Origin of the sequence: Algoriphagus sp. (genome assembly GCF_024305035.1) — a bacterium.
Classification (GTDB): Bacteria; Bacteroidota; Bacteroidia; order Cytophagales; family Cyclobacteriaceae; genus Algoriphagus.
The window spans coordinates 127,280-150,833 of record NZ_JAMWZB010000009.1 but is presented as its reverse complement, the minus strand read 5'-3'; the positions used below and the strand labels follow the sequence as shown (position 1 = coordinate 150,833).

The following is a 23,554-nucleotide window of genomic DNA, read 5'->3' as shown; positions in this document are numbered from 1 at the left end:
AACGCCAAACAAGCCTTTCGAGGCGTAAAAGCAAGGGACCGCCGTATACCGAACGGTACGTACGGTGGTGTGGGAGGTCGAAACGGGAACTAATCCCGTTTCTCCTACCCGATTGGTGAATCTAATCCATGGTATTTCCAAAGAAAATAGCATTAAAAAAGAGCTTGTTGGTGCCATACCAGGTGCCTCGGAAATTGGGGCTGTCAAAGAAGTGAATTACTCGCCCTCGGCCTGCGGGAGAAATAAGTACTCCTGCACTTTGCTTGAGTAATTCCAAGTTGGCTTTGGAAATGTAACCACCTAAATGGGGGTTTTCGGTGTAGCGAATCGGGGTGAGGTATTTGTTTTTGCTAGGCTGTACAAATATTGAGGTATTCCGATACACCGGCAAGGTCTCCCGATGATACCCATAGGCAATGGGATGAGTCAAGTCGAGCTGTGCCAGGTAAATGCTGCCGCCCACTTCTTTGGCGCCTTCAAAATCCCGACGAAGAGCAAATGGTAAGCTGTTGGGATCGGTGGATTCTGACTCTACGAGGACTTCACGGGTGATTTCCTGTTGATTCAGCCAGAGGCTCGCATTTTTAAAAGAAATGACGGTTCCGCCACGAGAGATCCAGTCTTTGAGATGTTCTAAAGCACCACCTGAAATGCTGCTGTAATTTCCGGAAGGAAGAATGAGTGTGGTGTAATCAAAGAGATTGACCCGCCCAAAATCATTGCTGTTGACTTTGGTAATAGGCATACCGACTTGGGTATCCATCAGGTGCCAAATCTCTCCCGCCTCATAGGATGAAACTCCTGGGCCAACCAACAGGATTACTTTGGGTTTTTGTACTGCTCCTACTAGGTTGGAGCCTAAATCAATCCCTTTGAGGTTGAGCCCTGTTTCCACTTTATAAACTTGTTGGTGGGTTGCAGCGGCTAGTGCTTCCAGTTGTTGACTGACTTCCTGGGCATTCATTTTCTGAAAGCCCATTGGGATCATCAGGGTACCGGCCGAAAAATCGGTCACTCCCTGTTGGGTTTGTGCCGTAAAGGCTCGATTGATCATTTCTACATGAATTCCCGCCTCTTGAAGACGATGAAGCAATTTAGGGGCAAAATAATCTGACCAATCCAGTAAATAAGCATAAGCTTTACCCGAAGGGAAGGTAAAATCAGGAGTGCTCACCTCTGAAAGTTCATCGCCGGATTTTGCTGCTGGAGCAGCACTGAATGGCATTCCGTAAGCAGCTGCCATCGTCCAAGCTGAGGCGTCATAAAATACCGAGTCCGCAAATTCTTTTTCGTATTCAAACATGGTGCGCACCATGCGGTACTGCCGCTGATGGGTTGGAACTATCCAGGATTTCCCTTTTTTGAAGCTTTGCCCATTTACCGTTAGGTCTGCTGAGTTTTCATAGACTTTGATTCGGTGATCGAGCAGAAACTGAAGGAAAAGACGGTTTTTGCTTGGATCAAATTCATCCCCAAAAACGTAATTTTTTGCCGGGTCTTTGGCCCCTTCAGCAAGAGCTGATTCAAAAAACTCCCGTAAATACTCGTGCATATATTCCCGGTTTTCCAGGGAAGCTTCCAGCGTTGCCAAGGAATTGACCACATGGTTTCTGATCGTAAAGGCAAACGAAATGGCTCCTCGTTGACTGGATTGCAAATGACCCCGGCTACTAGCTGTTTCAAAGACTAAGCCCAAGCCTCCGTGGATGTCTGGATAGGTTGATCCATAACCCGGATAGCTGTTGTCAAAGACTTCTTTGGTCCAATACAGGCTTCCGATTTCATCCATGTACTGGGCAAAGTACTGGGCAAATAAGGGATTGATTTCATCGTAGTTTTTTCGGGGCACGACCGGATTCTCTGAGCCATAGGGCTTGGTAGGTTCAAAGAAATAGGTGCTGTTGGTGCCCATTTCATGAAAATCAGTGGTCACATTGGGATACCATTGATGATACCAGTCCACCTTCACTTGGGATTCGGGGTGAGCCAAAGGCAACCAGTCCCGATTCAAATCAAACCAGTAATGATTGGTTCGGCCTCCCGGCCAAGCTTCATTATGCTCCCGGTCGAGCGGATCGGCTACAGGAGGAAATCCTTTGTTGGAATTGGCCCAAAGGCTATGCCTGTCCCGTCCATCTGGATTGAGTGTAGGATCAAAATGCACCACGGCCTCTTCCCGGAGGTTTTGAGCCAATTCTGACTGAGAAGCTAGCAGCCAGTAGGCCGTTAACATCGCCGCTTCTGCAGAAGAGGGTTCGTTCCCATGGACTCCATAGCCCAGATGCACAATAGCCGGCATCCCGCTGACATCAGGTTTGGGTTGTGTGGGGTCTGCCAGTTGGACCTGCTGCTGACGAATGGATTCTAGATCCTCCATGTTTCGCCGGGAGGCAATGGTCAAAATGATTTTTGGCCGATGCTCATGGGTGTAGCCGATGGTTTGCAACTTTGCCAGCTGAGAAACTTCATCTAGTTTTTCATAATATTTGACAATCAGATCATAGCGCGTGTGCCAATCGCCCACAGGATAGCCAAGAAATTCTTCTGGAGAGGGAATTTCGGGGTTAAATGTCTCCCCGGGGAAATAATAATCGACCTGAGCGAATGCCGGAAGTACAGAAAGCCAAGCAAATAGAACGAATAAGTAGCGTTTTTTCATAGATTGAAATTTTGTGAAATTTAGGAAAGGCTAGTCCTTATCCAATTAAAAATCCATCAATGGTTTTTTGATTGAGGACTTTTGGGTTTAATTTATTGCTTTAAATTCTCAATCCTTAAAATCTTTACCATGAAATTGACAGTGAAACCCATTTTAATTCTTGGAACTGTGCTATTTGTGGGCCAACAGGCCTTGGCTCAAGAAAAGACTCCACCACCTCTGCCGCCTGAGGCAACCGAATTTTACACCCCAGTACCGCCAAAGATTACCCCCGGAGCTCAGAATCATCAAGCCCCATCAGATGCCATTGTTTTATTTGACGGGAGCAGTCTGAATAATTTTGTCTCCGCCAAAGATGGATCAAGTCCGGCAGAATGGACCATAGAAAATGGAGAGCTAGTAGTCACTGCAGGGAAAGGGGATATTCAGTCCAAACTGCCCTTCGGAGATGCCCAATACCATGTCGAATGGTCTGCGCCCACTCAAATCAAAGGGGAAGGTCAGGGCCGAGGAAATTCAGGATTCTTTTTGATGGGAATGTATGAAGTTCAGATTCTGGATAGCTACGAAAGCAAAACTTACACCAATGGTCAAGCGGGTTCTATCTACAAGCAATACCCGCCTTTGGTTAATCCATTGAGAGCTCCTGGTGAGTGGAATTACTACGATATCATTTTCAAAGCACCACGATTTGATAAAAATGGGGTATTGACCTCACCTGCAACGGTTACCGTTTTAATCAATGGAGTAGTAGTACAAAATAACGTCATCCTGAGAGGACCCACCGAATATATCGGTATCCCAAATTACAAAGCCCATGCGGAGGAGTTGCCCATCAAATTACAAGATCACGGCAATCCGGTACGATTCAGAAATATTTGGGTCCGTCCCCTTTAAATTGTAGGCAGTAATTCAGTTGTCAATAGGCTAAAAAGTTGCAAACTGAAAACTCTCACTGCCTACTACTCAAAACCATTAACAACAAACCCTCATGTCTTCACGAAGAAAATTTATACAAAATACGATGTTGCTTGGAGCAGGATTAAGCATGCCCAGCATCATGACCGCTGCAGATTTTGGCACATTTACCCGAAAAATCAAACCCTCCGATCAGTTGAATTATGGTTTGATAGGCTGTAAAGGAATGGGCTGGTCCAATATGAATGCGCATTTAAAAATGCCCAATGTCAATTGTGTGGCCCTGGCCGATGTGGATCAATCCGTTTTGGATCAGCGAACAGAGGATGTGTACAAACAGCGCGGTAAACGACCAAAACAATACACTGACTACCGCAAAATGCTCGAAGATCCAGATATCGACGTGGTGATTGTCGGTACGCCTGATCATTGGCACTGCTTAAATATGGTCGATGCGGTAGCTGCAGGAAAGCATGTTTATGTCGAAAAACCCATTGCCAATACCATTGAAGAATGTCAAATCATGGTCAAGGCTCAGGAACGCTATGGAAAAATTGTTCAAGTGGGGCAATGGCAGCGCTCCGGTTCACAATACGATGAAGCCATTAAGTATGTCAAGTCCGGTAAACTCGGTCAAATCCGTCTGGTCAAATGCTGGGCATACCAAGGTTGGATGAAACCGGTTCCTGTACTTCCCAATGGTCCTGCGCCAACAGGCGTAGATTACGATATGTGGCTGGGCCCGGCACCAAAGCGAGAATTCAACCCCAATCGTTTTCACTTCAATTTCCGCTGGTTCTGGGATTATGCTGGAGGATTGATGACCGATTGGGGAGTGCATGAGATAGACATTGCCCTGTACGCAATGGGGGTGAGTGCACCCAAATCCGTGATGGCTTCCGGTGGAAAGTTCGCCTATCCTGACGATGCTTCTGAGACGCCGGATACACTTCAGACCGTATATGAATACGATGGATTCAATATGCTTTGGGAACATGCCACCGGAATAGACGGAGGAAATTACGGCACTACCGAAGGCATTGCCTTTATTGGAAATAATGCCACCCTGGTGGTCAATCGGGGAGGCTGGAAGGTCATCCCGGAAACGGAGATGGTGGACGGAGAGCGGAAGCCTAAAACAGCTGAAGTACCTCATACACGACCTGAAGGACCGAGTGCGCTGGATTTGCATGCGGTCAATTTCGTGGAGGCAATCCAAGCCAATGATGTCAGTAAATTAACCTGTGGAATTCAAACCGGATCTGTGGCCGCAATCAATGCCCAAATGGGAAATATCGCCTACAAAACCGGTAAGAAAGTTTATTGGGATGCTGAAAAAAATCAGTTTACCGATTCAGAAGCCAATGCCTTGATGAAGGCTAATTACCACAATGGATGGAAAGTGCCCAAAGTTTAGTTGCCTGGAAAGGTATGGCCAGGGCAGCTTTGGTTTCTGAGCCAATCCTTGAGGTAGTAAAATAAACGAGGTAGTAAAATAAACTTAGTATTCTGGATTTACGATTTAGGAGCCCTCTGGTTATTCGGAGGGCTTTTTTGGGTTGGAGAAACCCGAATACTGATAGTAAGAAGGGCCGAAAAAAGTGAAAATCAGAAGATCCTTTTTAAAAACGGTATATTCCTTGCATTAACAGGCATAGGGTCGCCCTTATTTTAAGAAGAACCAAATTTAATTAAACATTTAAACGAACCGCATTATGAAAAAATTACTTCTTAGTTTTGCTATGCTTTTTCTACTTTTTGGGGAAAATACCGCTCAAGATAGTTCCATGACTCTTACTGAAAGTTGTGAATGTCAAGTTTCTACAGAAAAAGTTAACCTAAATGATTTGGTTAGCTGGAAACCTACCGGACCTGCTGAAAAGGAGGTTGTTTATGGATATTATCCTGGAGCGAGTGAAGAGGATCGCTTTGAGTTACCCACGGGGCCCTCGGGTTACAGAACAGCTATCGGTGTACGGGGTGGTTATACTTCGGGAGTGACTTTTAAGCATTTTGTAAATAGCCGGGCTGCTATCGAGGTGATTTTGGGAGCCAGTCGATGGAGAGGAACTTCCTTGACCGGGATATACGAATGGCATAAGCGAGGTGCTTTGGAAGTGTCGGAATTGAGCTGGGTGTATGGATTTGGAGCTAGAGTAGGGTTTTTTGATGGAAGAGATTACTACGCTGGCTATGGGGGCCCTTGTAATGATCCTGGAAACCCGAAATGTCCAGCCTATTGGGAAGGGCGGACTTTTGCCGCCGTTGGCTTGGTTGGAATTGGGGGACTGGAGTACAAATTCCGAGATGCACCCATTACTCTGGGCCTGGATTTGATTCCTTACATTTATATTCAACACTATCGGGGTAACTTCATTGACGGAAGTTTGTCCGTCCGATACACTTGGTAAACCAGTCGCTCAATTGTTCAAAATGCCGGATTTTCCTCCGGCATTTTTTTTCCGGTAGGTTGAGAAGTAAGCTGTTTTGACTGCCTCTTATATTTTTTGTACATTCCCCTATGAAGTATCTAGCCCCAATCGTACTCATCGTTCTTATTTTCGCGTGTAAAACTCCTCAACAATGGACAGGTCAAGGTCCCATTGAAGTGGTTCCTACAACGGATAGACCCATTGAAAATCAACCTTATCAGGACTTTGATTTGGGAGATGGTTTTTTTATTTCCAACAAAATGGAAGGCGGTCGATTAAATGATGCTGTTCGAATTAATGATTCGTTGGTGGAGGTGAAAATACTTCCCGAAAATCAACCCATCAATTCCAGTCCTTGGTATGCTTTTAAAGTTTGGTCTGAACAGGAAAAACAAATGTGGATTCGCTTAACCTATCCGACAACTGGTTTTCACCGCTATTATCCAAAAATCAACAAGCGTGGGCTTTATTACAAAAAGTTGGATTCGGCTGCTTTTCATCCCCATCCCAAAATCCTGGAAGATGGAAGCGAGCGCATCGAGTTTGCAGAAGCCAAAGTATGGGTGGGACCGGATACGCTTTGGATCGCTGCTCAGGATTTTGCTGGTACCCAGTATGTGGAGCGATGGAAGGCTAAAATCCTGGAGCATAATTTTGTCGAAAAAATTCAAATCGGCTTAAGTAAAGAAGGGAGGCCGTTGGAAGTGCTAAAAATCGGAAAGGCTGATGATCAAAAAATGCTGATGGCCATCAGTTTGCAACACCCACCAGAAATCCCCGGCTTTTTGGCTTTGAAGAGCTTTGTGGAGACGCTTTGTGAGGACAGTCCAGAGGCTCGGGAATTTCGAAGCAAGTATAATCTTTACGTCATGCCGATGATGAATCCAGATGGGGTGGCCCGAGGACATTGGCGACATAATGTCGGCGGGGTGGATACCAACCGGGACTGGGTGAATTTCAATCAACCCGAGCCCAAGGCCTTAGCGGAATTTATGGAGAAAAAGGTGAGGGATACGGATGGAAAATTTGTGTTTGCAGCAGATTTTCATGCCACTTGGGAAGATATTTTCTATACGATCAATGAGGATTTAGAGGGGAATCATCCGGGTTTAATTCCAAAATTGATCCGAAGATCTACTCGAAAAATTCCCGGGTATGAGCCTAATATCAGACCTTCTGACCGAATGGAGCGAGGAGTAACTTCGAGTTCTTACTTTTTCTTTGTTCATGGTGCTGAAGCCATGACTTTTGAAGTGGGAGACAATACGCCTCGAAACCTTATCCGCCTAAAAGGGGAGACTACGGCTAGAGAATTGATGCGGATATTGAATAAAAACTGATGGAATAAAAAAACCGATCCTTCCATCACCCCTGAAGAAAGATCGGTTATGAAAAAATGTTTCACTTCCGAGTTAAATCCCGAATAGTTTACCAAGGTAAACTATCGGGAACCAGAATTCAAAACATTTGAATAAACGTACACTTTTACTACCTATTTGTAGGAGAATAAGGAAAATTCATTTTTTCAAACGCCAAAATTAAGTTTACCAGCGTGTCTAATTGAAACTATAGGATAAAATATTGGATTTTGAGAAGGACTAATCCTGTTGATTAAAGTTCTCTAAGGGACTGAATGTGAAATCGAGTTTGAGTTTTTCCCCAGTAATTTGGATGGTCTTCAGTTCAATTTCTACAGGTAGTTTGGAGTTGCCTTTTTGTAAAAGTTGAATCAAATCGAGGTGGATCTTGGCATTTTTCTTATCCCAAACGATCCCCTTGTGTTCCATTTCTCCAAAGAGTTTCACCAATTGATTGATCAAAAATGGGGTATGATAACTGATGGAGAGGGTTCGTTCGGACGTCTGTTCAATATGGCATCGAGCAGAAATGAAAACCAAAGCGTTTATTTGAAAACAATTATCTTCTAGCAACTTGATTTTAATGTTCTTTCTGGTGAAAGAGCGAGCCAGGGTAGTAAGTTCTGATTCATCAAATTGGATTTCCATCACTTTTAGCAATTCAAAAACCGATTCATTCGTTCATTAAAAACGAAAAACCGGTCGTTTTGATCAAAATTACCTTTACCAAATCCTTATTGTGCAGGAGCATGCTTTCCTTTAGAATGAGGGGGATAGTTTAGAAAGTCAGGTAGTCAACTAATTGCACCAGTAAGCTTTACTACTACGCTTAGATTGAAAATTTTTTTAAAACTATTGACTCAATTATACAGGATGGGGGGCTTTTTGTTAAAATAACTTTACCAAACCCAAGTCCCAACGGCCCCTGGGTTCAAGCTAGCCTTAAATTGGGTTTCTTTCTCGGTTACTTGAAAATGGGCAGCTTCTTGGCTGTCATTGAGTACAATTACTACTTTTTTTCCCTTGGGTGTCAAGTAGGCAACATGGGCTAAACCTTCCACAGGGCTGGAATCAATTCTTAGCGATCCATCATCGACAAACTTGCTTGCATGAGCAATGACGTAATAGGCTGGATTACGCGTGACTCGATCTCCTGCTATGGTCACTGCGCCCAAGCAACGGCTGCAACCTCCACGATCTGTGTGGGGAGTGAGTTCAGGATTGGAACTCAGGTTCCATTCCAACACTGTTTTGGCCCAGTTTCTTGGAGCGCCAATCAATAAATTTTTGACATGCCAAGGGATATCTCCTTCCAAATTTCCGGGTGCCCCAACCCACTGTTCCGTGAAGTAGATGTTTTTGTCGGGAAAAGCCTGATGAACTTCTGTGAGTGCTTCGATTTCTCCCCCATAGAGATGGAAGGCTGAACCGTCGATGAAAGGATTTGCCAGGGAATCGTTTAAAACCGTTATCGGATAATCCGGTCGATCTGCGTTATGATCGTAAATCACGATTTTGGTTGGAATTCCTGCTGCTTGAAAAGCAGGCCCTAAATGCTGACCTATAAATCGGGCCTGTTGCTCGGGAAGCATGAATAGGGAAGGGTTGTTTCCAGGATGAAGGGGTTCATTCTGAATGGTCAAGGCATCGATACGAATGCCCTCTGCTTGCATGGCTTGGATGTATTTGACCAAATAGAGGGCATAGGCCGGTTCAAATTCTTCCAGTAACGAACCGCCTCGAGTGTCTTTATTGTCCTTCATCCATTTAGGAGGGGACCAAGGTGAGGCCATTAACTTGAGATCAGGATTGATGTCCAAAATCATTTTCAAAACCGGGATCACATCCAAGGTATCGTAGCTGAGACTAAAGTTTTCCAACTCTGGGTCCACGGCAAGTGAATCCTGTAAATCGTTGTAAGAAAATGGAAATTCATTCAAATCAGAAGCCGCGACGGAAAGCCTTAGATAATTGATGCGAATACTGTTGTTTTTTGTTCCAAACAGTTCATTCAACAGACTGGACCGTGCCGAATCGCTCATTTGAAGCAGGTGTTGGGCCGAGCCTTGACTAAGCGTAAAGCCAAATCCATCCATCGCCTGAAAGGTCGTTTCAGAATCAATGAGAATGGTTTTTTGAATCTCGCCTACTTCATTTTCCGTGGATTGGTTTTCAAATAGTACTTGGTTTTTTGGGTCTGTCAACCAAAATTCAGGGTAAAAGTCCGGACTGGAACTGCAGGAAAGAGAAACGAGTGCAACAAAGGCAAGAAAAGAAATTTGCTTCATGATTTTTTGAATGTAAAAACCCCAATAGTTTGGGGTTTAAATGTGTGTTTTTAAGAAATCTACGCTTAGTTAAAAAGCCCTTTACCCATATTCATTAGACCTCCGAGATCCATTCCTCCTCCGCCTTTTCCTCCTCCGAGAAGGGATCCCAAAATATCAGCTTGTCCGCCTCCTCTGCCCTGAAGTGCTCCGATTACTGAATTCATGATGTCAGAATTATCCTGAGGGGCATCGTTGATGCGTTGATTAAAGAAATTCATTAACATGGGCAGAGCGGCCATGGCAATTTTCATAGCCTGCCCGCTGTCTATGCCTAGTTTGGACATCAGTCCCTCAGAAACTTCACCGGCCAGGTTGTTGACTACTGGACTGGTAGGATTGGTGTCGGCTCCTGAAAACATTTCTTTGATGGCATCCAGATCGCCGGATTGCGCCTTCCGCTTTAAAACTGAAGCCAAGGTATCTTCTATGGCAGAGGCGTCTGCCGGGTTGGCAGGAACATCTGCTTGGGATAGCAAATTCTTAAGCGGTCCATCTGCCATTTTTAAGAGTTGATCGATCATAATGGTAAAAGTTTGATTTACCTAAATATCTTCAAAAAATCCACAGGGGCCAAAGAATAGAGGGGGGAATTCAATTTATTTGTTGACTTGGAGAATCCGTTTGATATTGGTTTCCCCTTTGATCACTTCTACAGCCAAATGCTTAATACTTTTATTGGTGAGCATTTGATCTAACTTTTGCCTGATGCCTACGATTTCAAAATGGAGGGGGCAGGGATTTTTTTCAGAGCATTTATTCAGTCCTAAACTACAGCCGGTAAACAAACTGTCTCCATCCACGGCTCGGACCACGTCCTTCAGGGTTTTGTTGGTATGAGATTCATCTGCATAAAACCCTCCATTTGGGCCTTTGACCGAACCGATGAGTTTTGCCCGGCTGAGTTGTTGTAAAATTTTGGCGGTAAAGGCCTCAGGCGCATCGATTTCTGACCCAATTTCCTTTGCTCCGGCCTTGCTGTCCTGAAGGCTTTTCATCCATATGTAAATGATGGCTTTGATGGCGTATTGGCTTGCTTTGGAAAACATATAGGAGGATTTTATCCTAAATATATTCATTTTCACAAAAGCAAAAAAACCGAACCCAATTGGATCCGGTCTTTTATCCATTCAACCCTAATTTTTTTCCTTATTCGGGTAATAAGACTTGGTCAACCACGTGAATGATCCCATTGGATGCAGCCACTGAGCCTATGATTTTTGCACCATTGATTTGGATGGATCCATCGTCACTTTGAGTAATTAGTAGGGACCTTCCGTCGGCAGTCCCTAGTTTTCGATTAGGGGCGAAGTCTTCCACTTTGTAGACGCCCAACAATACATGATATTCTAAAATATCACGGAGTTGACGTTGGTTTGCTGGTTGGGTTAAGCTTTCTAGGGTGCCTGCAGGAAGTTGATCAAAGGCCGCATTGGTAGGAGCAAAGACGGTAAAGGGCCCTACATTAGTCAAGGCATCGACGTACTCGGCAGCCTGCAACGCTGACACTAAGGTGCTGTGATCTGGGGATCCTAACGCCACTTGGACTACATTGGGGTTGGAGTCGGCATCCTGAACGGCGGATTGACCACCGAGCTTGACAGACTCGGTTTGTGTACTCGCACTTTCGGTGCTTGAGGTTTCCCCGCAGCCCTGGATAATCCAAGGAATCAGAAGGGTAATTAGGATGGAAATTTGCTTTTTCATGTGCTGGAAAATTTGGGTTTAATTCATTGTATTTTAGACAACTTTAATGAAATAAAGTTACGATAAATATTCCATATAAGGACAAAATTATCCTTTAATTTAATTTCAAAAATGGCCTCGTTTTAAGGCCATTTTTTTGAAATGAACACTTATAGGAATTTAAAGCTGACCATAAGAAAGAAATTTCTTCCTGGGGAAAACATGGGACCTTTTTCGGTGCTAATAGGTCGACTCAAGTGCTCGTAGTAGGCTTCGTTGAGAAGATTTTGTGCTCCGGTTTTTAGCAAAAACGAATTGCTAATTGGATAGCTGACATCAGCGTCAATCAGTGTGAAACCGGGAGTTTTTTGCTCCCCAAATAATGCTGAAACTCTGTTTTGAGCAGCTACTTTCCGGAAATTGAGTCCAGTATGGAGTTTGTTCCCGACAAATTGACCTTGGATTCGATAGCGAAGGTCAAAAGGTGCGATTTCCGGCAAGGCCGCATGGACGCTTAGATCCTTGCCATAGGTGTAGGCCAACTGCAGCGAATGCTGAATTCGCTGCGATAGATTTTGTTTAAAAGCCAACTCTAATCCTGTTTTGTAGGCGTTATCAATATTGACGTATTGCCGAACTCCGGGACTGGAAGGCATTCGAGGTTTTAAGTCTGATTTGACCGAGGAAATGAAATCTTGTAAATAGGCGCCAAAAATAGTCGCTTCCATGGACAAACCCTCCACCTCATAACCCACAACAAAGTCGATTTCATAATTGGTCTCAGGCTTAATTTGGGGATTACCTACTAACTCAAATGGATCCAAACCCACCGGAAGATAATTGATAAAGCGCTCAAGCAAGCTCCCACTTCGCTGAACTGCCGCTGCCCAAAGCCCCAGATTGAAGGCTGTTCCCAAGGATCTTTGTGCACCAATACTCAAACCTGGATTAAGCTGGGTGTTTTTTGCATCTGGATGGAGGAGGAGAAATTCCTCCGCAGGATCGTTGGCGGTGGCTTGATTAACATCCAATCTGCCTGAGGTGGTGAAAATGCTTTGGCCAAGAGGGAACGTATAATTAGCAAAGACGCCAGTTTTGCTGATTTGAGAATTTTGCCAAAGATTATCGTAAAAGGTTTTTCCGGCCATTTGCCCCATGAGCATTTCACGAAATCGGGTCCCCTCTGCTGTTTCCAATTTGTGATCCAAGCCCGCATAGAGTTTTCCGGATTTGAATTTCCAAGCTCCCTCAGTTCGAATTCCCCAATTCTCGGTAACCGCAGGAGTAGCGGAATTGAGCATGCGAGGATCTAAATCTCGGAGTAAATTGTCCATCAAATGATCCACTCGAGTAAAATAGGCCGAATTCGTCCATGTTACTAAAGACCCACTTTGGAAATTACGGGTATGCATGACACTTCCCATCCACGTGTCATCCGTTCTCAAGTCCATATGGAGAGAAGGAAAATCCACATTTCGGGCAAAATTACGGTTGAGAGATAGTTGGAGCAGGTCTTTTGGAGTGATCCTCAGGTCTCCGTAGATACCCACGGTGCCTCGTGTAAAATCGGAAGGGACTTGGTTACCCTTGCCATCCTGGTAGTCTATTCCTTTGGACCAACTCCCCAAAATTCCCAGATCGTAGGTTTTTCCTTGAAATCCCAATCTGCCTTCATTTCTGCTGACATTTCCATTGAATTCGTAGAGGGAGGAAAGCCTTCCGTAGATGTCCGATTCCGAACTGAATTCAGGGGATTCTTGGATATAATTGATCGTACCACCTAGTCCTATTCCGTAGCGAAGTGCATGTGGGCCTTTTAGAATTTCTACTTCGTTGATACGATTTAGGGCGACTTGACTGGTAGGCGGATCCATGCGATTGGGGCAGGCCGCATTGGCGCTTTGCATGCCATTGATTACGATGTTGAGTTGGTCATATTTGAATCCTCTCATGACCGGATCAAAGGCAAAACTGCCTCCTTTGCGGATTCCTGCCACGGCCGGGTTGAGGGATAAAATTGCCCCTGCATCGTGATGTAGACGCTCCTGATCCGAGAGACTAATTTTTTTGTCTTTTTCCTCAGTCATTTTTAATGAAATGATGGAAACGGGCGAGAGTTGAAATACTTGTTCCCTGCGTTCAATTCTTCCAATTTGATTTGCTTTCCTGATTTCCTCGGGACTGAGCTCCCAGTTGCCGTAACTGATATGACGCAGGAAAAGAATGGATTCAGATTTCAATTCGAATTGAATAAATCCATCCGGGTCTGAAATGCCTTGGGTATCGGCGTAGCGAAAACTGACTCCCGGAATCCCCAATCCTTGGTCGGGATCGATGAGTCGAAAACGTATAGTTTGTTGGGCTTGAGCTTCGTTTAGGATACCAAAGATGACCGGAAGGCCAAACAGTAGTAGCCAGTATATTTTTAAAGATATGTTCATTTTTAGCTGATTTAGAGAATGAATAGGCATGACTGTCCCTTCCTTTTGTCTGAAAAGGGAAATTCAGGCTGTTTTATCTGAAAATCAGCTATTTTGAGGTGGATGAAATACATCCAAATGAAGGGATGAAATCAGTTCGGTGGGGTAAAAAAAGGATTGTTTTTTACCGATAAAATCTGGAGAATTCATGTAGATTTTGGTATAATCTTGGAATAGGAAAGTGAGCTGAAGTTCTTCGAGCGTGATTTCTTCTCCTGGATCGTTTTTTTGATTTTTAGCTTCTGCCAGCCTTTTTCCCAACTCGCATTGGCCGTCACATTGCAGTTCGGGTTTGTCCTTATTCATACAGTAAAGCGCCGTGATTTCCTCTCGATCCCAAAAAAACTGAAGTTGGATCAGGCTATATCCCATACCATTGAGTAGAATGAGTAAAACAAAGGCGCTATGTAGAACTGCCCTAAGCATTGATGTTCAAATCTAGGTTTACTTTTTCTTGCTTTTTGTGTGCTAGGTCACTTGGTTTTCCTTTTGTCTTTTTGGGATACTTTTTCTTCCAAACAAGGATGCCAGCCATCGTTAGGAAAATCAGGAGTATGCTCAAGCCATTGAGAAGTGCAAATTCTCTTCTCGCCTCAATCCAGGACATGGAAGAACTGAGGATGCGACCCATCAAGCTAACTTGGAAAATCGCCCATGGAATCCATAGAATGAAATGGAAGGGGCTTTCTTTGATGCCAAAAATCAAGGGAAAAATAATCGGGGCATGCGCCCAGATCATCGAAAACACAAAACCTAAAAAGAAGCTATGCAAAAGCAAATCGTAATACAGCGGATGGGAGGGAATAAAAAGGAGGATCAAGCCGAATAGAAGTAACCAAGCATAACCGACCAAAAGTCCGAATCCAATGTAGTTGAATTGCTTTCCTTTTCTTACCGAACGCTTGGCCATGTCATAGCGGAATAGCCAAGCGGCAATAAAAATGGCACTCCAACCCATCAAGTACGGCCCAATGCCATGAAATGGGAGGATCAATCCCAGCAGAAATACAGCCAAAAAGGCTAGCAGGAGGTTTTTGATCGGACGCTTGACCGGAAGAAATTCACTTAATTCCAATCGTTCTCCTAGAATGGTAAAGAGCAAAAAGCCCATCCACCAGGTCGCTCCGGCAGCAATTAAACCCTGTTTAAAAGCCATAAAGTTACCCAAAAACCAAAGCACCGAACCCCCATAGAGCAGGAAGGTGTGGATTTTGGGATGCTTAACAGCTTGTAAGTGCATGACCAGGATTAAACCCACAGAAGCTAAAAGCAAGAGTCCATACCCCAACGCTGTCAAGCCCAAAAGGAAAAAAAGGCTTGAAATCCCCGAAGTAAAGGGAACCAGTAACCATCCTTTGTGCTTCATGACCATGGCTCGTTCGATTGAAATCAAAGTTCCCAAAAATCCACCAACCCAATATAAGCCATGCGCCGCTGCACCAAAATTTGTCAGGGTACTTCCCACTCGGATAAATCCTCCTGATATCCCAGACAACAGGCCGATTAGGGCAAGAGGAAAAAGAAGGGCAGGATGTGCTAAGGATTTCATTTTTTTCAAGATTCTAGGTTGACCGCTTTCTCAGGATAAAGAAGGTTTAGGGTTTCCTCAAAAAGAATATTCCGCTCCAGATGCATGTGCTTTTGCATGGAGATATCGAATTCCTCCAAAAGGGAATAAATCAGTCGAATACTTTTTGGGCTTTCCTCCGGAAGAGTATAGTTATCAGTGATGATTCGGATTTGAGTCAAATATTCCCCCTCTTGCTCATGGTCGAGCATGAGGTTTTCGATATCCCGTTGGATTTTTGAAAAATCTTTTCCGAGTAGAAGTTGACGGGTTTCATCATTTTTAAAAACCTTTTTGATGTAAGGGAAAAGAATTAATTCTTCCCGTTTGAGATGCTGGGAGAGTTCTTCTGCTGCTTGGTCAAAAATCAAACTGATTTCATGGAGCTGAAGAAAATTTTTTCCGTGTCGCCTGATCCCACGCTCCAGAGCAGCTTGGATCAAAGGAACCTGTTTTTTGGCCAATTTGTGGAATTTGGTTTCAATGTAGGTAGCCAAAAGATTCAAGGGCCAAAATTTGAAATCAAAGTTTTGCTCCAATGGGCGCTTATAAGCTTCTTGGAGCGAATCGAAAATTTCCTTTGGGTTTAGCTCATGGTCTGTGCAGAATTCTGCAATGGTTTTACTGCCATCACAGCAATAATCGATGCCAAATGCCCGAAATACAAAAGCTGCCCTAAAATCTGCGGTGACCAGTTCTGCGATGGTTTTATCTGTTTCTTTCATGTTAATATCGGATAAAAATATCCGTTTTTGAAGGATAAGAAAAGGGCTTTCGCCCAATTCTATACAAGATTAAAGGTATTTTTAATAAAAGACAAAAATATCCTTAATAAAATATTCAATTTTAATACTCTGGTGGAGTAGGGGTCAGACCAAAGCTTCCTTCAGTTCAAGCTGTTGGATTTCTTGGTAAAGCTTGACCAATTCGGCTTTCATTGCATTGAGTTTTTCTTCGGTATCCACCTGAACTTCCCGGATCAGGTTTTGGTAATATTCCAATCCTTGGGAAAGGTTTGACCTGAATTTTTCTAAATAGGTGATTTGTCGTTTGTTGGCCGCATCACTGACTTTTTCAAATTCGTTTTTCAAGTAATTGACATAAAGTTGGGCCTCCTTGATTAGCACATGGGGCCGATCAGGTTCTAGGGTAAGTTTGATCTTTCCGTAAATATGGCCTACCATTTCTTTGAGTGTATAGATTCCCTTGAAATAGGCTAAGTTGGGTCCTGGGCAGATGGTTACCGCACTCAGATTACGCTTGGGAATTGCTCCACTAGCCAAAATGGCCGGAGCACTCAGACCTTCACAAAGACAATCTTTGACTAGCGTTTCCTGAAGTTCTTGACTTGAAATCTCCCCTTTTTCAAACCGCTTGCCTTGAATCGCCTGATATTGCCTGGATGCAGTACAGATGGGTTTTTCGGTATGATCGGTATTGAAGGAAAGGAATTTTTTATAACAGGGACTGCCCGGCCGGTTTCGGGCAATTCGGTCTTTTCGCTGCTCCTCGGCACTTGAATTTCTCAGGTTGTTGAACGGTACCCCTAAAGGAGAAGCATGACTGAGGTAAAAGTCGTCTTGCTTGGCTTTGATGATCCGCTGCAACGTATCCTCATCCACGGAGGTGGCTTCAGGGACTAGCAAAAAGGGACTTCCCCATCCTGTACCATCAAGTTGATAGTGCTTTTGCAAGAATTGATTTTCTTCTGCAGTGCCGATTCCTCCCTGGTAGGTGATTTTGAGTTGGGGGGGACTCGAGAAGCATTGGATCCCTTTTTGAAGCTGAGCTTCGGTGCAAATTTCCCAAAGGGTTTGCGCTAATTCGGCTCGGTTTGCTTTAAATTCTTCCAAAATCGGTCCGATCAAAAATCCATCCGTAGCAAAGGCGTGACCGCCACAGTTGAGTCCCGATTCAATTCGAAATTCGGAAACCCAGATTCCTTTTTTGGCCAGGAATTTTCCCTGAATCAAAGCGGAACGGTAATCGCTCACTTTCAAGATCACTTGTTTTTTTAGCTTTTGGTTTTCATCCGGGAAAAACCCGGGAAATTCCTCCAAGTAGGCAAAAAGTGCCGGATTCATCCCCGCTGAGAAAATGACCGATCCAGCGAGTTTGCTTTGGGCAAAACCCCGTAAAGCTGAAAGGGCATCGGAAAACTCACGAGGAAGAAGCTTTCCATTTTCATCGCTGTTGAGTTTGTCCACCTTGGTCATGATGTTGACATCAATACTTCCCGGTTGAATCAGTGCTTGAAGTTGACTGCCAATTTTTTCTTTCTCTGAAGTTGAATTTGCCTCCAAAAATTCAAGCATGAGCTTTTTCAACCGATGGTCCTGAGGAAGGAGATCCACATAGTTGCTTAGCTGGGCAAGTCCATGTGGGCTACAAAGGTCAAATTCCTGCATTTGAGCTTGAATCAACTCGTGCATCAAATCCAGATAGGCTTGAATCCGTTTGGCTCGATAATCCGCTTCTTTTTCAGGGATTGGGCTAAAATCGAACCCATTTTTTGCACAATATATTTCCCTCATCCGCTCCAAAAGCTGATCATCCATGATGGATATTACACTGGAAATCCCATAGCGAGCCACTTTGAGAGGAGTATCTACCGTGTAGCCCAGCCCCATGACCGGGATATGAAATGAATGAGGAGAAGTTAGCATTGGTAAATCGAAGTTTATTTAAAGACAAAATTATCGGGCTTGCCCTTGGCTTCCTAGCTGGTTTTGCTGTGTTTTATCTTGAGAGAAGATGATTTTTATCATAGAAAGTAAGCCTCCAAAACAAGATATTCGCTCAGATTTAGAGGTAAAAGAAGCTATGTGGGTGAAAGCCGGAATGAAAATAAGATGTTACCTGTGTAAGGAATGTCACCAAAAAAGGGCTTCAATATCTCCAATTTGAAGCATCATTCCATTTATCATGTCCAAGACGCAGCCCACTTATTGGGATTTTATCTACGAAAACAACGACCCTAGTCAAGTGGGTTGGTATCAGGTCAAACCTGCCAAATCCCTTGCTGCTATTCGGAAAGTCGGGTTGACTATCCAATCTTCTATTTTAGATGTAGGTGGAGGGGATAGTTTGCTTGTCGACGAGTTGGTTCAGTTAGGATATCAAAATATCCATGTACTGGATCTATCTCAAAAAGCGCTGGAAAATGCGCAAAATCGACTAGGAGATGATGCAAAACAGGTGCTATGGTATCCCCAGAATATTTTGGAAGGACTTGATTTAAAACTAAATTTTGATTTCTGGCACGATCGGGCCGCGTTCCATTTTTTGACCGATCCAATGGAACAGATTCTCTATCGGGAAATTGCTTCTGCCTATATCAGCCCCGGTGGGTATTTGATGATCAGTGCGTTTTCGCCTGACGGCCCAACAACCTGTAGCAATTTACCCGTTCAGCAATGGAGCGTGGGAGAATTGGCCCATTTTTACCAAGATGATTTCAACCTTTTTGAAGGGTTTAACTATACCCATTTCACCCCTTCGGGCAAGCCGCAAAATTACACCGTGGTGATTTTAAAACGGAAGTTGGAGTTTTAAGCTTTCCAGCAAAGAAAGATCCTCTTTGGTTTGGGGCTGAGAAAAGGAAAGGCCTAACTTAGACTTTTCAATTCAAATTAAACCCATGGTTGATATCACGCATAAAAACTCCACTCTTCGCAAAGCGATTGCTCAAGCCCTCCTGAAAGTGAGCCTTCCCGAAACGATTCAAGCAATTCAGGATCGCACAGTTCCCAAAGGAGATGTTTTGGAATGTGCTCGTGTAGCAGGTCTTTTTGCAGCCAAGCGAACCGCTGATATGATTCCCGATTGCCATCCCCTTCCCGTGGAATTTACTTCAGTGAGCTATGAAGTGGGAAAAATGGAAGTTAAAATTTGGGTGGAAATTCATACCATCTATAAAACAGGCGTCGAAGTAGAGGCCATGCATGCAGCCTCGGTGGTGGCCTTGACCATGTATGATATGCTCAAACCGATAGACAAGGGCATAAGTATCGCCGAAATCAAGTTGGTGGAGAAAACAGGAGGAAAATCAGAGGCAAAGAAAAAACCCTTAGGCAAGGATATAAAAGCCAAAGTAGTGGTTTGTTCCGACTCCATTTCAGCCGGAAAGGGGGACGATGAAGCGGGTTTGAGGATTCAAGCCAAATTGGAAAAACTTGGGATTTCATCTCCTGATTATCTGATTATTCCCGATGAGTTAGCCTTGATTCAAAAAACTGCTTTACAGGCCGTTTCGGAAAAATTTGATTTGGTGATTTTTGTTGGCGGGACAGGACTTTCGCCCCGTGATGTAACTCCAGAGGCTTTGGAAGGAATTATCGAACGGCGGATTCCAGGGATTGAAGAAGCGATTCGTAATTATGGTCAGCAGCGAACTCCTTTTGCTATGTTATCGCGTTCCCTAGTAGGATTGATCGGCGATACCCTGGTGATGGGAATTCCCGGGTCAACCAAAGGTGCTGAAGAATCCATGGATGCGGTTTTTCCTGCTGTGCTCCATGTTTTTAAGGTGATGGAAGGCTCAAGTTTTAACCATTGAAAAGAGTCAGGGGGGCCGCTGTTTTCTTGCTTTTTTTACCCGGTTCAATGGCCTTAGATTAACCCAATGCCCCTTTTTTAATCCTTCCTAAAGCTGGTCTTTTTGGAAAATAGTCCATCCTTTTGTGAACAATCTTCGCTTATTATGTGTATATACATTAATTAGCAAGATAAACAAAATGAATACTACACTAACTAGTTTAAATTGGCGCTATGCGGCCAAACGAATGAATGGAAAGCAAGTTCCATCCGCTAAATTAGAAAACATCCTAGAGTCTATCCGTCTTACAGCCACTTCCAATGGGTTGCAGCCCTTTACCGTTTTGGTGATTGAGGATAAAAAAACCAGGGAGGAGCTATTCACCGCTGCAGTTAAGCAACCTCAAGTTGTAGAAGGATCCCACCTTTTGGTATTTGCAGCGTGGAAAAGGATTTCAGCTGAGCAAATCGATTCCTATTTTAATATGGTCTATGAGGAAAGGGGCTTGGAGAAAGGATCATTGGATCAATATGCCAATTTTCTTAAGCGTAATTTTGCCGGTCAAACCGAAGATCAAATCTTCAACTGGGCTTCCAAGCAAGCGTACATAGCTTTGGGGACAGCCTTGGTCGCAGCTGCTGAAGAAAAAGTGGACAGTACTCCAATGGAAGGATTTAATCCCGATGAGGTAGATCGGATTCTCGGACTGTCAGAAAAGGGAATGGGCGCTTCTTCGTTGCTGGCTTTAGGCTTTCGGGATGAAGCGGCTGATCACATGGTCACTGCTAAAAAGGTCAGGAGACCTAAGGAAGGATTATTCGTCAGAATCTAAATTCATTCCCGGCCTGGATGGTCGGGATTTTTTTGTTTTATTATTTTTTCTTTCCCTCACCTGTTAAAAAACTTTTCTATCCGGTACGAAGGAGGGTAAGCGAAAACATCATGAAAACCTGAATCAAACCACTTCGATCCCAGGCCGTGACGCTCTCCCTGGTCCTCCTGTTTAGTTGACTAGGCTCTTCTTTTGGATAGGAAAACCGCTTTGACGTAGAACGAATCGTTTAGGTAATCCCTTTATTTTTATTCCAGATTTGATTAATTCCGGTGAAGGTTGGCGTCCGGAAGCTTAAAAATTGGCAGAAAGATAGGATTGTCCTGTGCTCAACTAACCGGGCTATGCCGGAGAGGCTCCACTTTGAGAAGAATGTTATTAGGAGAGTTTCCGATCGGAATTCGGCCATTCCGTTGCAGAAAATCAGTTGGGTGGGGGCAACTTTTAGGTCACATTAGTTTTTCCTAAGGGTTGGGTTTTGTAAGTCAAAAGTCAAGCGATAGCCTGAAATTAAAGGTCCTGAAGTTTAGTTAAATGAATGGAAAGCGAGGATTTCAGGTGCTCTTTTTTAAACTGGCCCGGAAGCTGAACTTAGATCATAAAAGGGGAGACTTCTTCAAGCTGCATTTCTGATTCAAAAAATATATTTGGAGCAGGATGAGATGCATTTTTCCCTTCAAGATTCGTTATTTTTGATCAGCTAGCAGGTAAAGCCTTCATTTTTTTCTTGCTGGACAAGTGAAATAAGCTAATCAAATGGAATCGGAATTACTAGAGGTAAAATTGGAGCTGGAGGACCTTGAAAACCAATTGGTGGAGGAGGTGAAAAAGCGCAGGTGTGAGGGAAGCGAACTTGATCCGCGAAATTATAATTCATGGAAAAATCTGATTCATTACCTGACCTTACGAAAGGCGGACCGGAGGAATCTGCAACTTCGGCTGCACAATGCGGGACTTTCTGCCCTGTCCAATTCCGAAAGCCATGTTCGCTTTCAACTGCAAGCCATTCAGCGAAGATTGGGTAGGTCTTACGCACACAACGAATTGGCCACTTGCACCTATCCGTTTGCCAAGACCATTCTGGAGGAAAATGTTCACCGTTTATTTGGCCAACAAAAATCCAAATCCAGTCAGGTGATGGTGACCCTTGACGGTCAAAATGGAGTTGATTCCGCAGAAATAGCTGATTTCATGAAGCGTGGAATGCGGATTGCACGGATCAATTTGGCTCATGACCAGCAGGAAGATTGGTTGGCGATTATCCAGGCGATCCGACAAGCAGAGCAGATTTGCAAGGCCACCTGTAAGATTTATATGGACCTTGCCGGTCCCAAGATCAGGACACAATTTCTGGGCAAGCAAGGAAATCAACAAGCACTTGAAATTGAAGCGGGAGCCTGTTTTTATTTGACCGATACCGAGGAGGGATTGGATCAGTCCAAGCAGGTTGCCATCAGTCCTACCGAGACTTCAATTTTGCGCTATTTGAAAGTAGGGGAGCGGGTGTTAATTGATGATGGAAAGATTCAAGGTAAGATCGAACGAAGGATTTCAGATACTCGGGTGGAGGTTCGGGTAAGCCATATTTTTAAAAAGAAACCCAGCATCAAAGCCGGAAAGGGAATCAACTTTCCTGACTCCAAACTTCAGATAGACCCCTTGACCGAGTATGACCTCAACGTCTTGCCTTTTGCGCTAAAACACGCTGACCTGCTGGGATACTCCTTTGTCAACCGTCCCAAAGATCTGAGACATTTGATTGCTGAAATCCAGCAGATTTCAGAGCAGATTCCTCCCATCATACTAAAAATTGAAACGGCAATGGCTGTGGCTCATTTGCCCGCATTACTGATCGAAGGCATGAAACAGCCTTTTCTTGGGGTCATGATCGCTCGCGGGGATTTGGCTGTAGAGGTGGGTTTTGAGCGGATGAGTGAGGTACAAGATGAAATTTTGTGGATTTGTGAGGCGGCTCACATTCCGGTGATTTGGGCAACTCAAGTCATGGAATCCCTCCATAAATCCGGTCTTGCAACCCGGGCTGAAATCACCGATGCGTCAAAGGCAACGCTGGCAGAATGCATCATGATCAATAAAGGAGCTCATACGGCAGCAGTCTTAGATTCTTTGGCTGAAATTTCCATACGCATGGAGGGACATCGGGATAAAAAGCGCTATACCTTTCGGGCTTTATCAATCGCTAAACGGTTTTTGACAAAGTAACCTAATTCGCTCCACCTTAAAATAGGTTTGAGAAGTAAACTTTTCTGTTTTTTCAGTCGGCTTCCCCTAGAATAACTTCCCGAAGCGAGGCTTGCTCGGATTCGGAGCGTTGATTTAATCGTTCCAATATTTTGGATTCGGGGATGATTACCGGGATTTGTTTGTTGAAAATTGCTTCTTCTTTCGAAGGAAATAATCAAGTGACGCGCACTTGATCTCCACTCGTTTTCCCTATCATTTCTCGTATTCGATCGTTTACGGCTAAATTTTTTCCTTCTCCTTATCCGGTCCCAAGTTTTTGATCCTTATGGTATAATCATCGATGGTTCCCGAAACGTGAAGGCCACCCCATTTCCCCTTGAGGTTTTGGGTGTTGGGGATGAGGAGTAAGTAAGTCCTGATCCCTTTATCTGGACTGTGGAGGAGTTCCAGATTTTCGTTTTCCATGAGTAGCTCCTTCATTATTCCGGTCCACCCAAGTTCACCTGCTTGAGGTTGATTTTTTACTTCAACCCTTTTTCGTGTGGTAATTAGA

General features: G+C 44.1%; 20 protein-coding genes. 8 read left to right on the top strand and 12 right to left on the bottom strand.

From position 1 onward, the window contains the following. Nucleotides 1-121 precede the first annotated feature (121 nt). Nucleotides 122-2,659 carry a M14 metallopeptidase family protein gene (locus tag Q0L00_RS06970; protein WP_297336154.1) on the bottom strand — a complete coding sequence of 846 codons (2,538 nt, stop codon included), beginning with the start codon at nucleotides 2,657-2,659 and terminating at the stop codon, nucleotides 122-124. A 129-nt stretch (nucleotides 2,660-2,788) separates the two neighbouring features. On the opposite strand from Q0L00_RS06970, the gene Q0L00_RS06965 reads away from it, so the two are divergent. From Q0L00_RS06965 to Q0L00_RS06950, 4 genes are all read left to right on the top strand, one after another. Then, nucleotides 2,789-3,556 carry a DUF1080 domain-containing protein gene (locus Q0L00_RS06965; protein WP_297336153.1) on the top strand — a complete coding sequence of 256 codons (768 nt, stop codon included), beginning with the start codon at nucleotides 2,789-2,791 and terminating at the stop codon, nucleotides 3,554-3,556. A 94-nt stretch (nucleotides 3,557-3,650) separates the two neighbouring features. After that, on the top strand, nucleotides 3,651-4,994 hold the full coding sequence (locus Q0L00_RS06960) for a Gfo/Idh/MocA family oxidoreductase (RefSeq protein WP_297336152.1): 1,344 nt from the start codon (nucleotides 3,651-3,653) through the stop codon (nucleotides 4,992-4,994). 298 nt (nucleotides 4,995-5,292) lie between these two features. Then, entirely contained in the window at nucleotides 5,293-5,988 is a 696-nt protein-coding gene (locus Q0L00_RS06955) for a hypothetical protein (RefSeq protein ID WP_297336151.1), read from the top strand. A 110-nt stretch (nucleotides 5,989-6,098) separates the two neighbouring features. Then, nucleotides 6,099-7,349 carry a M14 family metallopeptidase gene (locus Q0L00_RS06950; RefSeq protein WP_297336150.1) on the top strand — a complete coding sequence of 417 codons (1,251 nt, stop codon included), beginning with the start codon at nucleotides 6,099-6,101 and terminating at the stop codon, nucleotides 7,347-7,349. A 258-nt stretch (nucleotides 7,350-7,607) separates the two neighbouring features. Here the strand turns inward: Q0L00_RS06950 and Q0L00_RS06945 are convergent, their stop codons facing one another. The 10 genes from Q0L00_RS06945 to Q0L00_RS06900 all read right to left on the bottom strand — a co-directional run bounded on the left by Q0L00_RS06945 (nucleotide 7,608) and on the right by Q0L00_RS06900 (nucleotide 18,093). Continuing rightward, the gene (locus tag Q0L00_RS06945; protein WP_297336149.1) at nucleotides 7,608-8,015 is read right to left on the bottom strand and encodes a hypothetical protein; all 408 of its coding nucleotides are present in this window, start codon (nucleotides 8,013-8,015) and stop codon (nucleotides 7,608-7,610) included. Between the two features lie 251 nt (nucleotides 8,016-8,266). Then, nucleotides 8,267-9,655, bottom strand: a complete 1,389-nt coding sequence (locus Q0L00_RS06940) for a glycoside hydrolase family 30 beta sandwich domain-containing protein (protein ID WP_297336148.1) — start codon at nucleotides 9,653-9,655, stop codon at nucleotides 8,267-8,269. A gap of 65 nt (nucleotides 9,656-9,720) precedes the next feature. After that, entirely contained in the window at nucleotides 9,721-10,218 is a 498-nt protein-coding gene (locus Q0L00_RS06935; protein WP_297336147.1) for a DUF937 domain-containing protein, read from the bottom strand. A 75-nt stretch (nucleotides 10,219-10,293) separates the two neighbouring features. Then, the gene (locus tag Q0L00_RS06930; RefSeq protein ID WP_297336146.1) at nucleotides 10,294-10,743 is read right to left on the bottom strand and encodes an Rrf2 family transcriptional regulator; all 450 of its coding nucleotides are present in this window, start codon (nucleotides 10,741-10,743) and stop codon (nucleotides 10,294-10,296) included. 100 nt (nucleotides 10,744-10,843) lie between these two features. After that, nucleotides 10,844-11,401, bottom strand: coding sequence for a fasciclin domain-containing protein (locus Q0L00_RS06925; protein ID WP_297336145.1), 558 nt, complete (start codon nucleotides 11,399-11,401; stop codon nucleotides 10,844-10,846). A 149-nt stretch (nucleotides 11,402-11,550) separates the two neighbouring features. After that, nucleotides 11,551-13,821, bottom strand: coding sequence for a TonB-dependent receptor (locus tag Q0L00_RS06920; RefSeq protein ID WP_297336144.1), 2,271 nt, complete (start codon nucleotides 13,819-13,821; stop codon nucleotides 11,551-11,553). Nucleotides 13,822-13,905: 84 nt separating this feature from the next. Then, a complete protein-coding gene (locus Q0L00_RS06915) occupies nucleotides 13,906-14,286 on the bottom strand; it encodes a hypothetical protein (RefSeq protein ID WP_297336143.1) in 381 nt (126 codons plus the stop codon). Further along, nucleotides 14,279-15,409, bottom strand: coding sequence for a hypothetical protein (locus Q0L00_RS06910; protein ID WP_297336142.1), 1,131 nt, complete (start codon nucleotides 15,407-15,409; stop codon nucleotides 14,279-14,281). Before Q0L00_RS06910 ends, Q0L00_RS06915 begins: the two co-directional genes overlap by 8 nt. Before the next feature lie 5 nt (nucleotides 15,410-15,414). Next, complete coding sequence (locus Q0L00_RS06905; protein ID WP_297336141.1) at nucleotides 15,415-16,152, bottom strand: DUF542 domain-containing protein; 738 nt, start codon at nucleotides 16,150-16,152, stop codon at nucleotides 15,415-15,417. 144 nt (nucleotides 16,153-16,296) lie between these two features. After that, on the bottom strand, nucleotides 16,297-18,093 hold the full coding sequence (locus Q0L00_RS06900; RefSeq protein WP_297336140.1) for a hypothetical protein: 1,797 nt from the start codon (nucleotides 18,091-18,093) through the stop codon (nucleotides 16,297-16,299). A gap of 259 nt (nucleotides 18,094-18,352) precedes the next feature. Here Q0L00_RS06900 and Q0L00_RS06895 point away from each other — a divergent pair, with 259 nt between their 5' ends. The 4 genes from Q0L00_RS06895 to Q0L00_RS06880 all read left to right on the top strand — a co-directional run bounded on the left by Q0L00_RS06895 (nucleotide 18,353) and on the right by Q0L00_RS06880 (nucleotide 23,019). After that, complete coding sequence (locus Q0L00_RS06895) at nucleotides 18,353-18,982, top strand: class I SAM-dependent methyltransferase (RefSeq protein ID WP_297336139.1); 630 nt, start codon at nucleotides 18,353-18,355, stop codon at nucleotides 18,980-18,982. An 85-nt stretch (nucleotides 18,983-19,067) separates the two neighbouring features. Next, nucleotides 19,068-19,985 carry a bifunctional molybdenum cofactor biosynthesis protein MoaC/MoaB gene (gene moaCB, locus Q0L00_RS06890; RefSeq protein WP_297336138.1) on the top strand — a complete coding sequence of 306 codons (918 nt, stop codon included), beginning with the start codon at nucleotides 19,068-19,070 and terminating at the stop codon, nucleotides 19,983-19,985. A 178-nt stretch (nucleotides 19,986-20,163) separates the two neighbouring features. Then, nucleotides 20,164-20,796 carry a nitroreductase family protein gene (locus tag Q0L00_RS06885; RefSeq protein ID WP_297336137.1) on the top strand — a complete coding sequence of 211 codons (633 nt, stop codon included), beginning with the start codon at nucleotides 20,164-20,166 and terminating at the stop codon, nucleotides 20,794-20,796. A gap of 756 nt (nucleotides 20,797-21,552) precedes the next feature. Continuing rightward, complete coding sequence (locus Q0L00_RS06880; protein ID WP_297336136.1) at nucleotides 21,553-23,019, top strand: pyruvate kinase; 1,467 nt, start codon at nucleotides 21,553-21,555, stop codon at nucleotides 23,017-23,019. A 261-nt stretch (nucleotides 23,020-23,280) separates the two neighbouring features. Here the strand turns inward: Q0L00_RS06880 and Q0L00_RS06875 are convergent, their stop codons facing one another. Continuing rightward, nucleotides 23,281-23,481 (bottom strand): hypothetical protein, encoded by a 201-nt coding sequence (locus tag Q0L00_RS06875; protein ID WP_297336135.1) that lies wholly within the window; start codon nucleotides 23,479-23,481, stop codon nucleotides 23,281-23,283. Nucleotides 23,482-23,554: the final 73 nt, after the last annotated feature.

Bases quoted from the DNA above. Each gene is read 5' to 3' on its own strand.
- Q0L00_RS06965 (WP_297336153.1), top strand. From the start codon at position 2,789: ATGAAATTGACAGTGAAACCCATTTTAATTCTTGGAACTGTGCTATTT.
- Q0L00_RS06925 (WP_297336145.1), bottom strand. From the start codon at position 11,401: ATGAAAAAGCAAATTTCCATCCTAATTACCCTTCTGATTCCTTGGATT.
- Q0L00_RS06970 (WP_297336154.1), bottom strand. From the start codon at position 2,659: ATGAAAAAACGCTACTTATTCGTTCTATTTGCTTGGCTTTCTGTACTT.
- Q0L00_RS06880 (WP_297336136.1), top strand. From the start codon at position 21,553: ATGGAATCGGAATTACTAGAGGTAAAATTGGAGCTGGAGGACCTTGAA.
- Q0L00_RS06910 (WP_297336142.1), bottom strand. From the start codon at position 15,409: ATGAAATCCTTAGCACATCCTGCCCTTCTTTTTCCTCTTGCCCTAATC.
- moaCB (WP_297336138.1), top strand. From the start codon at position 19,068: ATGGTTGATATCACGCATAAAAACTCCACTCTTCGCAAAGCGATTGCT.
- Q0L00_RS06935 (WP_297336147.1), bottom strand. From the start codon at position 10,218: ATGATCGATCAACTCTTAAAAATGGCAGATGGACCGCTTAAGAATTTG.
- Q0L00_RS06915 (WP_297336143.1), bottom strand. From the start codon at position 14,286: ATGCTTAGGGCAGTTCTACATAGCGCCTTTGTTTTACTCATTCTACTC.
- Q0L00_RS06945 (WP_297336149.1), bottom strand. From the start codon at position 8,015: ATGGAAATCCAATTTGATGAATCAGAACTTACTACCCTGGCTCGCTCT.
- Q0L00_RS06905 (WP_297336141.1), bottom strand. From the start codon at position 16,152: ATGAAAGAAACAGATAAAACCATCGCAGAACTGGTCACCGCAGATTTT.
- Q0L00_RS06960 (WP_297336152.1), top strand. From the start codon at position 3,651: ATGTCTTCACGAAGAAAATTTATACAAAATACGATGTTGCTTGGAGCA.
- Q0L00_RS06955 (WP_297336151.1), top strand. From the start codon at position 5,293: ATGAAAAAATTACTTCTTAGTTTTGCTATGCTTTTTCTACTTTTTGGG.
- Q0L00_RS06885 (WP_297336137.1), top strand. From the start codon at position 20,164: ATGAATACTACACTAACTAGTTTAAATTGGCGCTATGCGGCCAAACGA.
- Q0L00_RS06940 (WP_297336148.1), bottom strand. From the start codon at position 9,655: ATGAAGCAAATTTCTTTTCTTGCCTTTGTTGCACTCGTTTCTCTTTCC.
- Q0L00_RS06930 (WP_297336146.1), bottom strand. From the start codon at position 10,743: ATGTTTTCCAAAGCAAGCCAATACGCCATCAAAGCCATCATTTACATA.
- Q0L00_RS06950 (WP_297336150.1), top strand. From the start codon at position 6,099: ATGAAGTATCTAGCCCCAATCGTACTCATCGTTCTTATTTTCGCGTGT.
- Q0L00_RS06900 (WP_297336140.1), bottom strand. From the start codon at position 18,093: ATGCTAACTTCTCCTCATTCATTTCATATCCCGGTCATGGGGCTGGGC.
- Q0L00_RS06875 (WP_297336135.1), bottom strand. From the start codon at position 23,481: ATGAAGGAGCTACTCATGGAAAACGAAAATCTGGAACTCCTCCACAGT.
- Q0L00_RS06895 (WP_297336139.1), top strand. From the start codon at position 18,353: ATGTCCAAGACGCAGCCCACTTATTGGGATTTTATCTACGAAAACAAC.
- Q0L00_RS06920 (WP_297336144.1), bottom strand. From the start codon at position 13,821: ATGAACATATCTTTAAAAATATACTGGCTACTACTGTTTGGCCTTCCG.